This window comes from Burkholderia ubonensis subsp. mesacidophila, from assembly GCF_002097715.1.
Lineage (GTDB): Bacteria > Pseudomonadota > Gammaproteobacteria > Burkholderiales > Burkholderiaceae > Burkholderia > Burkholderia mesacidophila.
Genome location: NZ_CP020738.1, coordinates 1,524,367 through 1,536,296, shown reverse-complemented (window position 1 = coordinate 1,536,296; position 11,930 = coordinate 1,524,367). Strand labels below are relative to the sequence as shown.

Below are 11,930 nucleotides of genomic sequence, written 5' to 3'. Positions count from 1 at the left end.
CGCGATGTCGACGCTCGAACATGTTTCCACGGTGTGCGCCACGCCGGCCGCGTCCGGCGCGCCGGTATCCCGCATCGCCTGCACTACGTGCGAAGCCACACTGGCGGCCGGCGCCCGCCGCGCGCGCGTCTGGCCAACCGGCATCGTCGCGGCACTCGTCTGGAGCGCGCTCGGCGCGGTGACGCGGCTGTGGCCGAACCGCATCGTCGGCTTCAGCGACTGGGCGTACACCGACACCTTCGGCATGGCCGCGTGGACGATCGCCGCGCTGCTGCTCGCGCTCGCGACGCTCGGCCCGCGCGCGTCCGCGCTGCGCGCGCTGCTCGCGCGCGTGCAGCCGGCCGGCCCGTGGCTCGTCGCGGCGCCGCTCGTGCTGGCCGCGTGGGAAATCGCCACCGCGAAGACCGGCTGGCTGCCGACGCCGTTCTTCGCGCCGCCGCAGGCGCTGATCGAGGTCTATGTCGACGACTGGCCGCGTCTCTTAGGCAGCGCCGGGAACACGCTGAAGCTGCTCGGCATCGGGTTCGCATACGGCGTCGCGGCCGGGTTCGCGCTCGGCGTGTCGATCGGCTGGTCGCGCCGGGTCGGCTACTGGGTGCATCCGCTGCTGCGCGTGCTCGGGCCGGTGCCGGCCACCGCGCTGCTGCCGCTCACCTTCTACTTCTTTCCGTCGAGCTATTCGGCCGCGACGTTCCTGATCGCGCTGTCGACCGGCTTCCCGGTCGCGGTGCTGACCTGGTCCGGCGTCGCGAGCGTCGACAGGCAGTACTACGACGTCGCCCGCACGCTCGGCGCGAACGCGCGCTTCCTCGTGCTGCGCGTCGCGATTCCCGCCGCGTTGCCGCACGTGTTCGTCGGCATCTTCATGGGCCTGAGCGCGTCGTTCTCGGTGCTCGTCGTCGCCGAGATGATGGGCGTCAAGTCCGGGCTCGGCTGGTACTTGAGCTGGGCGCAGGGCTGGGCGTCGTACGTGAACATGTACGCGGCGCTGCTCGTGATGGCGCTGCTGTTCTCCGGCCTGATCGCGCTGCTGTTCGCGGTGCGCGAGCGCACGCTCGCCTGGCAGAAAGGAACCGTCAAATGGTAAGCGCCGCGCTCGACTCCCCTGTCTCCACGCCGGCCGCCGAGGCGCCGCGCGGCGCGCGCATCGACGTGCGCCGCGTGAGCCACGCGTTCGGCACCGAGGGCGGCGCGCTGCCGGTGCTCGACGACGTCACGCTGTCGGTCGCCGCCGGCGAATTCGTCGCGCTGCTCGGCCCGAGCGGCTGCGGGAAATCGACGCTGCTGCGGCTCGTCGCGGGCCTCGACGCCGCGCGGCACGGCACGATCGCGCAGGACGGCGTGCCGATCGCGCGGCCCGACCCGTCGCGCATCGTCGTGTTCCAGGACCCGACGCTCTATCCGTGGCGCCGCGTGCGCGCGAACGTCGCGCTCGGCCTCGAGGCGCGCGGCGTGCAGCGCACCGCGCAGCATCGCGTCGACGATGCGCTCGCGCGCGTCGGGCTGCAGGACTTCGCGAACGTGTTCCCGCATCAGCTGTCGGGCGGGATGGCGCAGCGCGTCGCGCTCGCCCGCGCGCTCGTCAACGATCCGCGCCTGCTGATCCTCGACGAGCCGCTCGGCAAGCTCGATTCGCTGACGCGGCTGACGATGCAGGCCGAGCTGACCGCACTGTGGCAGCGCGAGCGCTTCTCCGCGCTGCTCGTCACGCACGACGTCGAGGAAGCGCTGTTCCTCGCGCAGCGCGTGATCGTGTTCGGCCCACGGCCCGCGCGGATCGTCGCGGAACTGCGCGTCGACCTGCCGTATCCGCGCCATCGCGGCGACCCGCGCCTCGCCGCGCTGCGGCACGACGCGCTGCGCCATCTCGGTCTCGATGCGAGCTGGTAGATGCGCGGCGTCGCATTGCCCCGGCCGCGCCGCCGATGAGCGCGCCACCGTTCGCCGAATGGTCGCTCGCGTTCCTGCAGGCGCTGTATCGCTTGCAATGGACGCTCGCGCGGCTGCTGCACGTCGCCGGCCTGACCGGCGATGCCGATGGCCAAGCCGCGTGGCCGTGGCCGCAGCGGATCGCGATCGAGACGTTGCGCATCGATGCGGGCCTGACGCGGCAGCTCGCGATCGCGTTCGGACTGACGACGCTCGCGGCAGTGCTCGCATTCATCGCGCTCGCGTCGCGCCGGCATCGCATCGTTGCGCTGGGCGCGGCGCTGCTCGCCGCCTGGTGCGCGCCTTGGCCGCCCGCCGCGCTGTGGCTCGCGCCGGCCGCGCCGACCAGTTTTCAGCGCAATCCGGCGCCGTTCTCGGTGGCGAGCGTGATGCACGGCGCGCGGCTGTACGACCGTCATTGCGCGGCGTGCCACGGCGCCGACGGCCGCGGCGAGGGTCCGCTCGCCGCGTCGCTCGCGCACTGGCCGCCGACGTTCGCCGGCACGCTGCTGGCGCGCCGCCTCGACGGCGAGCTGGTCTGGCGCATGCGACACGGGATGCGCGATGCGCACGGCGCCGAGTCGATGCCCGGCTTCGGCGCGACGCTCGGCCCGCGCGACACGTGGGCCGTGCTCGACTACCTGAAGGCGCTCGCCGCGGGCAGCGGCGCACGGGCGGACGGCGCGTGGCCCGTACCCGTCGCGCTGCCGGCGCTCGACGTGCGCTGCGGCGGGCAGCCCGCGACGCTGCCGCTCGAACGCTGGCGCGAAGGCCAGCGCGTGCGGGTCGTCGCGCTCGCACGCGGCGCGCTGCCGCCGGCCGAGGATGCGCGCTGGCAGACGCTCGTGGTCGCGCTGGAGCCGGCTGCCGTCCCGGCCGTCGCCGGGCGGGCGAATTGCGTCGCCGCGACGCCCGGCGCGTGGCGGGCTTTCGCGACGCTCGCGGGGACGCCGCCCGACGCGCTCGGCGGCACGCAATTCCTCGCCGACCGCCGCGGCTGGCTGCGCGCTCGGGCGAAGCCCGGCAGCGCCGGCTGGTCGGATGCCGACCTGCTGTGCGGCGCGTCCGATCCCGCGCGTTCCGCCGCGCCGGCCGCGGGCCGCGATCCGCTGACCACGTTGCTGTTGCGGCTCGACGCCGATCCGGTGCGCGACGTGCAGGCCGGCTTGCCGCATTGACGACCGCTCCCTTCCTGACCGACCGAGCTTCACGATGAACCCGACCCGACGCCATTTCCTGACCCGCGCCGCCGCCTGCGCGACGCTGGCCGCCGCCCCGCTCACCCTGCGCGCGCAAGCCGGCGCCCGTCCGCTGCTGCGCGCCGGCGACCAGAAAGGCGGATTGCGCGCGCTGCTCGAAGCGGCCGGCGAACTGAACGAACTCGCGTACGACGTCGCGTGGACCGAATTCCCGGCCGCCGCGCCGCTCGCCGAAGCGTTGAACGCGGGCGCGGTGGATTGCGGGCCGATCGGCGACGCGCCGGTGATCTTCGCGCTCGCATCGGGCGCGCGGATCAAGGTGATCGGCGCGAGCCGCTCCGATCCGTACGGCACCGCCGTCCTCGTGCGGCCCGACGCGCCGCTGAAGTCCGCCGCCAACCTGAAAGGCAAGCGCGTCGGCACGACGCGCGGCTCGATCGGCCATTTCGTCACGCTGAAGGCGCTCGACGCGGCGGGGCTCGCGCCGCACGACGTGTCGTTCCGTTTCCTGCCGCCCGCCGACACGATGCTCGCGCTCGCGAGCGGCTCGATCGACGCGTGGGCGACGTGGGAGCCCTACACGGCGCTCGCGGAAACGAGCGGCCGCGCGCGCGTGCTCGTCGACGGACGCGGCCTGTGGTCGGGGCTCAGCTACGTCGCGGCGACCGACGCCGCGATCGCCGCGAAACGCGACGTGCTGCGCGATTTCCTGCAGCGCGTCGTGCGCGCGCAGGCCTGGTCGTACCGGCACGCCGATGCGTTCTCGGCGACGCTCGCGCGCATCATCGGCATCCCGCAGCCGGCCGCGAAGCTGCAGTTCGAGCGACGCCGCACGCGCTGGCAGCCGATCGACGCGGCGGTGATCGCCGAGCAGCAGCGCACGGCCGACTTCTACCTGAAGGCAGGCCTGCTGCGCCAGCCGCTCGACGTGCGTCCGACGTTCGATCGCGGCTTTCCGCTGCCGGCCTGACGACAAAGCGGCACAAATGGTTTCAGCACGTTCTGGCACAATCGCGCTTTGACTTTCCGCGTCAGTCGAAGCCAGCACCATGCCAGCCGTCAGCGAACTTTTCGTCTACCCGATCAAATCCTGCGGCGGCGTCGCGCTGCGCCGCGCGCTGCTGCTCGAGACCGGGCTCGCATACGACCGTCACTGGATGGTGACCGACCCGGCCGGCGAGATGATCACGCAGCGCACGCATCCGCGCCTCGCGCTCGTGCAGCCCGCATTCGACGGCGACGCGCTGGTGCTGAACGCGCCCGGCATGCCCGAGCTGCGCACGCCGCTCGACGGCGAAGCGTCCGCGCAGGCGCCGAAGATGACGGCGACCGTCTGGCGCGACACCGTCGACGCGATCGACACCGGCGCGGCCACCGCCGCCTGGTTCAGCGCATTCCTCGGCATGCCGGCGAAGCTCGCGCGCTTCGCGCCCGATGCGCGGCGCGCGTGCAGCCGCAAATGGACCGGCGAGCTCGATGCCTCCACGCAATTCGCCGACGGCTACCCGCTGCTCGTGATCGGCCAGGCGTCGCTCGACGACCTGAACGCGCGCCTCGTCGCGAAGGGCGCGCCGGCGATTCCGATGGACCGATTCCGTCCGAACCTCGTCGTGTCGGGCATCGACGCATTTGAAGAGGATTACATCGAGCACCTCGACGCCGACGGCGATACGCCGGTGCGGCTGCGCCTCGTCAAGCTGTGCACGCGCTGCCCGGTGCCGACGATCGACCAGCGCACCGGCGCGCCCGATCCCGCCTGGCCGCACGAGCCGACCGACACGATGCAGACTTACCGCGCGAACCCGAATTTCGACGGCGCGCTGACGTTCGGCAACAACGCGATCGTCGTGCGCGGCGCGGGGAGTTTTCTCGAAATCGGGCAGGCGGTCGAGGCGGAAATCGGGTTCGGCGACTGACAGCGCTTCCCTGATCGTCGATACCGAGGGCCGGGTCAAACGCGCACGGAGGAAGATAGCGAATGGCGAATGATGATCGCACCAGGGTCATTGCGAGGAGGACGCCGGAATCGGCCGAGATGCTGGCAAGCATCAAACGAGCGATGACGATCACCGCCAATCTCAACCGCTTGACGTTCAACGATGCGGACGAAGTCCGGACCTTGTTCAGCGATCTCATCGGCAAGCAGGTCGACGACGGCTTCTTATTGATTCCACCGTTCTATACGACCGGCGGGACGGATATCAGCGTCGGTCACAATGTCTTCATCAACCAGAACTGCACTTTTTATGACCTTGGCGGGCTCGACATTGGCGACGATGTGATGATTGGGCCGAACGTGAGCATCATCACGAGCGGCCACCCCATCGAACCTTCCCGGCGACGCGCCTTCGTCGTCGCAAAGCCCATCAGGATCGAAAGAAACGTCTGGATCGGAGCGGGCGCAACGATCATCGGCGGCGTGACGGTAGGCGAAAACTCGGTTGTCGGGGCGGGTTCCGTCGTCACCAGGGACGTTCCTCCGAATACGCTTGTCGGTGGAAATCCGGCGACGATCATTCGTTCGATTGCTGACTAAGGGCGGTTGAAAAAGCGCTCCGCATCCAAGGGGCTGTCGAACGGACTTCTAAGGAAGGCTCACCACCGGCAGCCTCACCGTCACGACCAACCCGCCCCCCGCCGCATCGCCCAGCCCCGCGCTGCCCTGATGAACCCGCGCGATCTCTCTCACGATCGACAGCCCGAGCCCCGTGCCTTCGACGGTCTGCGTCTTGCTGCCGCGATGGAAGCGTTCGAACACCGCGTCGCGTTCGTCCGCGGGAATCCCCGGCCCGTTGTCGATCACGTCGAGCCGCGCGTGCTCGCCGTCGCGCGACACGCGCACCGTAATCACCGCGCGGTCTCCCGCGTAGCGGATCGCGTTGTCGATCAGGTTGCCGACCATCTCGCCGAGCAGATCGGACTGCCCCAGCACGTCGACGTCGGCCTCGTGCTCGAAGCCGAGATCGATGTCGCGCGCGCGGGCCACCGGCGACCAGTCGAGCGTCACGCTGCGCGCGAGCCGGTGCAGCGCGACCGGCTGGTGCGCGACCGCGTGCCCGCTGTCCGAATCGAGCCGCGACAGCGACAGCAACTGCTGGACGATCTTCGCCGCCTGCCGCACCGCACCGTTCACGCGCCGCAGGTGGACGTTCACGCGCGGCTGCTCGGCGGGCCGCAGCGCCAGCTCGACGCCCGCCTGCACGGCCGCGAGCGGCGTCTTCAGCTGATGCGCGGCGTCCGCGAAGAAGCGCCGCCGCGCGACCTGCATCCGCTGCGTGCGGCCGATGTACTGGTTGATCGAGTCGACCAGCGGCGCGAGCTCGCTCGGCATCCCGCCGTTGTCGAGCGGCGTCGGATCGTCCTCGGCGCGCGCGGCGACCGTCGCCGACAGCCGGTTCAGCGGCCGCAGCCCGCGCCCGACGCCGAGCCACACGATGCCGAGCGCGAGCACGACGAGCAGCCCTTCCTGCAGCAGCGAGCCCATCAGGATCTCGCGCGCGAGCGCCTGGCGCGCCTCGATCGTCTCGCCGACCATCACCCACACGATGCGCGACTGCGCGCTCGGCACGTCGTGCACCGGCAGCCGCAGCGCCGCCATCCGCAGCCGCTCGCCGCGATAGACGGCGTCGTAGTAGCGCGTGACGAACAGCGCGCCGTCGCCCGCGTCGCGCCCCTGCGGCAGCGGCAGATCGGGGTAGCCCGTCACCGCGCGGCCGCTGTCCTCGCGGATCAGGTAGAAGATCTTGCCGCCGTCGCTCGATTCGAGCATCTCGAGCGCGAGATACGGCAGGTCGACCTCGATCTCGCCCTGGTTGAGCCGCACGCCTTCGCGGATCGACTTCAGCGACGACGACAGCGTGCGGTCGAACGCGACGTGCGCGGCACTCATCGCGCGCTGGTAGGTGAGCCACGAATCGAGCGCGAGCAGGCCGAGCAACGGCAGCAGCAGCCACAGCGCGACCTGCATGCGCAGGTTCGGCCGCGTCATTCGGCCTTCGCCTCGAGCAGGTAGCCGAGCCCGCGCAGCGTGACGATCGCGACGCCGCTGTTCTCGAGCTTCTTTCTCAGCCGGTACACGTAGATCTCGATCGCGTCCGCATTGACCGACTCGTCGAGCCCGAAGATCTTCTCCGACAGCGTTTCCTTGTTGATCGCGCGGCCGTTGCGCAGGATCAGCACCTCGAGCACCGAGCGCTCGCGCGGCGTAAGCGACAGCGCGTCGCCGGCCAGGCGGAAGCTGCGGTCGACGCTGTCGAACGCGAGCGGCCCGCATTCGACTTTCGAATGCTCGTGCCCGAGGCTGCGCCGGATCAGCGCGCGGGCGCGCGCCTCCAGCTCGGTCAGCTCGAACGGTTTCGCGAGATAGTCGTCGGCGCCGAGATCGAGCCCCTTCACGCGGTCCTCGACCGACCCGTGCGCGGTGAGGATCAGCACCGGCACCGGATTGCGCCGCGTGCGCAGCCGCCGCAGCACTTCGAGCCCGTCGAGCTTCGGCAGCCCCAGGTCGAGGATCACCAGCGCGTAATCCTGCGTGCGCAGCACGTGGTCCGCCGCCTCCCCGTCCGCCATGTGATCGACCGCGAAGCGCGCGGCGGCCAGCGCGTCGGACAGCGACTGCGCCAGGATCGGGTTGTCTTCGACGAGCAGCACACGCATGGGTATTCCTGTCAGGCAAACGTCAGGCCGCTACATTACATGATCCTTTCCGCCGTGACGCCTCTCGGAAACACCGGTATCGCGCGTCAGCCCGCCGCCTTCAACGTGCCGGCGTCGCGCTCGCGAAGACCGACGACCACGCCCAGGAACGCGACGCTCGCGCAGACGGTCATCGCGATCATCGGGCGGGCGGTGCCGTCCGACCACCCGGCCAGCACGCCGCCGCACCCGGCGGCGATCGCCATCTGGATGAAGAAGAACAGCCCGGAAGCCGTGCCGGCGATCGTCGTGTAAGGCTGCATCACCGCGAACTGGCAGGCCGGAATCGCGATCCCGACGGCAACCATCACGAAGAACATCGGTACGACGACGGCCGCGGCGCACGCGGGCGCGACGGCGCCGCCGGCCCACAGCAGGACGGCCCCGGCCAGGTTGACGCAGGCCGCAGCCGCGATCACGGAATCGGCTTTCCACCGGCCGCTGGTCCGCCTGAACACGCTCGATCCGATCAGGTACCCGAGCACGGTCAGGCCGAAGATCGCCGCATAGACCGGGCCGGACACCCCCATTTGCCGCTGGAACAGCGTCGACGATTCGGCGATGAACGGAAAGTAGGTGCAGTAGACGAAACTGATCGCCAGCGCGTAGCGCAGGAAACGGCGCTCGCGAAGCAGCCCGGCGTAGGTCCGCAGCAGCCCCGGGCCCGGCGCCGGCCGCGGGTCGCTTTCGCGGGTCTCGGGCAGATAACGCAGCACCATCGCCGTCGCGGCGAGCCCGCCGGCCGCGAGCCACGCGAACACGCCGCGCCAGCCGAGCCATTCGGCGACCACACTGCCGGCCAGCGGCGCGATCACCGGCGACAGCGCCATGCCCGCCGAGATGCGGCTGAGCATCGTGGCCTGCATCGCGGCCGGAAAGCGCTCACGCACGATCACGCGCCCGATCACCGTGCCGGTGCAGCCGCCCAGCGCCTGGAAGATGCGTGCGCAGACGATCGCCGGGACGCTCGTCGACAACGCGCAGGCGACGCTCGCGGCCACGTAGAGGCTCAGGCCGCCGAGCAGGACGGGACGGCGGCCGTACCGATCGGACAACGGCCCCGACACCAGCATCGACAGCGCGTAGCCGACCATGTACAGGGTGAGCGTGAGCTGCAGCTGGGCGTCGGTGCCGTGCAGCGCGTCGGCCATCGCGGGCAGCGACGGCAGGTAGGCGTCGATCGTCACGCGCGGCAGGCAGACGACGAGCATCAACAGGAACAACCAGCCCCACTGGGGCAACGACCGGGTCTTCATACGGCGAATTCATCTCCAGCAATGTCGGCATGTCACCGGCAGAAATCTAGGGGGAAAGTGATATAAGCTGAAGGACCATTAAATCGAACCCTGACTGGACCACTATGACGCGAGGCAAAGCCGCGATTCCGCTCGATCTGCCGTGCCCGCCCGGGCTGTCGACGGAAAGCCCGCAGTCGAAGCAGGAATGCATTGCCGACGCGCTGCGCGACGCGATCCTCAAACGCCTGCTGCCCGGCGACAGTCCGCTGCCGTCCAGCCGGACCCTCGCCGCGCGCTGGGGCGTGGCGCGAGGCACGGTCGAAGCGGCCTACGACCGGTTGTGCGCCGAGGGCTACATCGCGCGAACGCAAGGGTCCGGGTCGCGGGTGTGCGCGGTGGTGCCGGACAGCTATCTGCGCGCGTCCGCGCAATCGCGTGAGAGCGGCCCCCGCCCCGCCGGCGCGGCCCCGGAGCCGGACGCAGCGACCGACACGGCCGCGCCGGAACATGCGGTGCGCCCGGGCGTGCCGTTCATCGCGCGGCTCGCCGATCCCGACTTGCTGCCGATGCAGCAATGGAAGAAGACGCTCGGGGCGAGCCTGCTGGCCGCCACGGCGAGCGACCTCTGTTCGACGCCGTCGCAAGGCGTCGAGCGCCTGCGCGCCGAAATCGCCGGCTACCTGCGCGAATACCGCGGCATCGCTTGCGGAGCCGACGACATCTTCATCACGACCGGCATCCGGCATTCGATCGATCTCGTTGCGCGCACCGTGCTCGCCCCGCGCAGCACGGTGCTGATGGAAGACCCGGGCTACGCGTCGGCCTGGCAGATCTTCACGATGGCGGGCGCGACCGTGGTCGACGTCCCGGTCGACCGCGAAGGGATCGAGACGGGCATGCTGGACCGGCATCCCGATGCGCGCGCCGCTTACGTGACGCCCGCGCACCAGGCGCCGCTCGGCGTCACGATGTCGGTGTCCCGCCGGCTCGAGCTGCTCGACTGGGCGCAGCGCAATCGCGCGTGGATCATCGAGGACGACTACGACGGCGAGTTCGGTTACCAGGCCGCGCCGCTTCCCGCGCTGAAGTCGCTCGACGCGTGCGATCGCGTGATCTACTGCGGCTCGTTCAACAAGACGCTGTTCTCCGGGCTGCGCATCGGCTTCATGGTCGTGCCGGCGGAACTGCGGCCGGCGCTGTCGGCCGTGTGGCGTGTGACCGGGCGCGCCGTGAGCGTGGCGCCGCAGCTCGCGCTGGCGCGCTTCATCGAAAGCGGCGATTTCGCGAAGCACCTGCGCGCGAGCCGTCATGCGTACCGCCATCGGCGCGACCTCGTGCTCGAACAGCTGGCGAAGCACGGCCACGGGCAGTACATCGTATCGGGCGAGCATGCGGGCTTTCATTTCGTGCTGTGGCTGCCGCCCGGCATGGACGATGCGGCTTACGTCGCGCGGGCCCAGGCGGCCGGCGTGTCGCTGCAGCCGATCCGCGGCTTTTGCCGCAGCGCCGAACGCGCGGCGGGCGTGATCGTCGGCTATTCGGCCTTGACGGCCGTGCACGCGCGGCATGGCGGCCGGCTCCTCGGCAAGCTGCTCGCGCAGCCGACTTCGGGAAATCCATGACACAAACCGCGTCATTGTGAACAGAAATGAAAGCGGGCTGAAAGTGCGCTGCAATTACCATCCGCGTCACTCGAACAACACAGACGCGCAATTGGAGGAAGACATGCCGTTCGCACCGAAGCACCTCGCCGCCATCCTGTCGATCGTCGCCGGCGCCGCCTGGGCGCAGGTTCCGGCCGGATATCCGGGCAGCTACCAGGGCGTCGTCGACGCCGCGAAGAAGGAAGGCAGGCTGATCGTCTATTCGACGACCGACACGGGCCTCGTGCGCCCGCTGATCAAGGACTTCGAAAGCCTGTACGGGATCAAGGTCGAATACAACGACATGAACAGCACCGAGCTGTACAACCGCTACATCAGCGAGAACGCGGCGAACAGCACCAGCGCCGACGTGCTGTGGAGCTCGGCGATGGACCTGCAGGTCAAGCTCGTCAACGACGGCCTGATGGCGTCGTACGAGTCGCCCGAAAGCACCCACGTGCCGCAATGGGCGCAATACCAGAAGCAGGCGTACGGCACGACGTTCGAGCCGCTCGCGATCGTCTACAACAAGCGGCTGATTCCCGACGCTGAAGTGCCGAAGACCCGCGCGGACCTGATCAAGCTGCTCGCCGCGCAGCCCGACAAGTTCAAGGGCAAGGTCACGACCTACGACATCGAGAAGTCCGGCGTCGGCTTCAACTACCTGACGCAGGACGCGCACGTCAACGAGAAGGTCACGTGGGAGCTCGTGAAGGCGATGGGCGCGACCGGCCCGAAGCTGCAGTCGAGCACCGGCGCGATGATGGAGCGGATCTCGTCCGGCGAGAACCTGGTCGGCTACAACATCATCGGCTCGTATGCGTACGCGAAGGCGAAGAAGGACAAGTCGATCGGCTACGTCTTCCCGAAGGACTACACGCAGGTCGTGAGCCGCCTCGCGACGATCTCGAAGAAGGCGAAGAGCCCGAACGCCGCGAAGCTGTGGGTCGACTACCTGCTGTCGCAGCGCGGCCAGACGCTGATCGCGAACCAGGCGAACCTGTATGCGATCCGCGCGGACGTGAACGGCGAGACGTCGGCCGCGAGCCTCACGAAGGAGCTCGGCGATTCGCTGAAGCCGATCCAGATCGGCACCGGCCTGCTCGTCTACCTCGACCAGTCGAAGCGCCTCGCGTTCCTCAAGCAGTGGCAACAGTCGATCAAGCGCTGATCGCCGCATAACGCGTCGCCCGCATCGCGGGCGACGCCGCCTCCCCCTTCCCGAC

At 69.9% G+C, this 11,930-nt stretch carries 11 protein-coding genes; 8 read left to right on the top strand and 3 right to left on the bottom strand.

What is annotated here, in order from left to right:
• The first annotated feature begins 4 nt into the window (after window positions 1-4).
• The 6 genes from B7P44_RS24440 (at window position 5) to B7P44_RS24415 (ending at window position 5,664) form a co-directional block, all read left to right on the top strand.
• Entirely contained in the window at window positions 5-1,087 is a 1,083-nt protein-coding gene (locus tag B7P44_RS24440) for an ABC transporter permease (protein ID WP_084908535.1), read from the top strand.
• The gene (locus B7P44_RS24435) at window positions 1,081-1,890 is read left to right on the top strand and encodes an ABC transporter ATP-binding protein (RefSeq protein ID WP_084908534.1); all 810 of its coding nucleotides are present in this window, start codon (window positions 1,081-1,083) and stop codon (window positions 1,888-1,890) included. Before B7P44_RS24440 ends, B7P44_RS24435 begins: the two co-directional genes overlap by 7 nt.
• 35 nt (window positions 1,891-1,925) lie before the next feature.
• Window positions 1,926-3,107, top strand: a complete 1,182-nt coding sequence (locus tag B7P44_RS24430; protein WP_084908533.1) for a c-type cytochrome — start codon at window positions 1,926-1,928, stop codon at window positions 3,105-3,107.
• A 34-nt stretch (window positions 3,108-3,141) separates the two neighbouring features.
• On the top strand, window positions 3,142-4,098 hold the full coding sequence (locus B7P44_RS24425) for an ABC transporter substrate-binding protein (RefSeq protein WP_084908532.1): 957 nt from the start codon (window positions 3,142-3,144) through the stop codon (window positions 4,096-4,098).
• A 79-nt stretch (window positions 4,099-4,177) separates the two neighbouring features.
• A complete protein-coding gene (locus tag B7P44_RS24420) occupies window positions 4,178-5,044 on the top strand; it encodes an MOSC domain-containing protein (RefSeq protein ID WP_084908531.1) in 867 nt (288 codons plus the stop codon).
• 62 nt (window positions 5,045-5,106) lie between these two features.
• Window positions 5,107-5,664, top strand: coding sequence for a sugar O-acetyltransferase (locus B7P44_RS24415; RefSeq protein ID WP_084908530.1), 558 nt, complete (start codon window positions 5,107-5,109; stop codon window positions 5,662-5,664).
• 48 nt (window positions 5,665-5,712) lie between these two features.
• On the opposite strand, the gene B7P44_RS24410 is transcribed toward B7P44_RS24415, so the two are convergent.
• The 3 genes from B7P44_RS24410 to B7P44_RS24400 form a co-directional block, all read right to left on the bottom strand.
• Entirely contained in the window at window positions 5,713-7,116 is a 1,404-nt protein-coding gene (locus B7P44_RS24410) for a sensor histidine kinase (protein WP_084908529.1), read from the bottom strand.
• Window positions 7,113-7,784, bottom strand: a complete 672-nt coding sequence (locus B7P44_RS24405; RefSeq protein ID WP_084908528.1) for a response regulator — start codon at window positions 7,782-7,784, stop codon at window positions 7,113-7,115. The genes B7P44_RS24410 and B7P44_RS24405 overlap by 4 nt, the downstream gene beginning before the upstream one ends.
• An 86-nt stretch (window positions 7,785-7,870) precedes the next feature.
• On the bottom strand, window positions 7,871-9,079 hold the full coding sequence (locus B7P44_RS24400; RefSeq protein ID WP_084908527.1) for a multidrug effflux MFS transporter: 1,209 nt from the start codon (window positions 9,077-9,079) through the stop codon (window positions 7,871-7,873).
• A gap of 104 nt (window positions 9,080-9,183) precedes the next feature.
• Between B7P44_RS24400 and pdxR the strand changes: the two genes are divergently transcribed.
• On the top strand, window positions 9,184-10,683 hold the full coding sequence (pdxR, locus tag B7P44_RS24395; protein WP_084908526.1) for a MocR-like pyridoxine biosynthesis transcription factor PdxR: 1,500 nt from the start codon (window positions 9,184-9,186) through the stop codon (window positions 10,681-10,683).
• Between the two features lie 103 nt (window positions 10,684-10,786).
• Window positions 10,787-11,875, top strand: coding sequence for an ABC transporter substrate-binding protein (locus tag B7P44_RS24390; RefSeq protein WP_084910006.1), 1,089 nt, complete (start codon window positions 10,787-10,789; stop codon window positions 11,873-11,875).
• Window positions 11,876-11,930: the final 55 nt, after the last annotated feature.

What these genes read in the sequence shown, in the direction of transcription:
- B7P44_RS24410 (WP_084908529.1), bottom strand. Translation starts at nt 7,116, where the DNA reads ATGACGCGGCCGAACCTGCGCATGCAGGTCGCGCTGTGGCTGCTGCTG.
- B7P44_RS24440 (WP_084908535.1), top strand. Translation starts at nt 5, where the DNA reads ATGTCGACGCTCGAACATGTTTCCACGGTGTGCGCCACGCCGGCCGCG.
- B7P44_RS24420 (WP_084908531.1), top strand. Translation starts at nt 4,178, where the DNA reads ATGCCAGCCGTCAGCGAACTTTTCGTCTACCCGATCAAATCCTGCGGC.
- B7P44_RS24400 (WP_084908527.1), bottom strand. Translation starts at nt 9,079, where the DNA reads ATGAAGACCCGGTCGTTGCCCCAGTGGGGCTGGTTGTTCCTGTTGATG.
- B7P44_RS24405 (WP_084908528.1), bottom strand. Translation starts at nt 7,784, where the DNA reads ATGCGTGTGCTGCTCGTCGAAGACAACCCGATCCTGGCGCAGTCGCTG.
- B7P44_RS24425 (WP_084908532.1), top strand. Translation starts at nt 3,142, where the DNA reads ATGAACCCGACCCGACGCCATTTCCTGACCCGCGCCGCCGCCTGCGCG.
- pdxR (WP_084908526.1), top strand. Translation starts at nt 9,184, where the DNA reads ATGACGCGAGGCAAAGCCGCGATTCCGCTCGATCTGCCGTGCCCGCCC.
- B7P44_RS24430 (WP_084908533.1), top strand. Translation starts at nt 1,926, where the DNA reads ATGAGCGCGCCACCGTTCGCCGAATGGTCGCTCGCGTTCCTGCAGGCG.
- B7P44_RS24390 (WP_084910006.1), top strand. Translation starts at nt 10,787, where the DNA reads ATGCCGTTCGCACCGAAGCACCTCGCCGCCATCCTGTCGATCGTCGCC.
- B7P44_RS24415 (WP_084908530.1), top strand. Translation starts at nt 5,107, where the DNA reads ATGGCGAATGATGATCGCACCAGGGTCATTGCGAGGAGGACGCCGGAA.
- B7P44_RS24435 (WP_084908534.1), top strand. Translation starts at nt 1,081, where the DNA reads ATGGTAAGCGCCGCGCTCGACTCCCCTGTCTCCACGCCGGCCGCCGAG.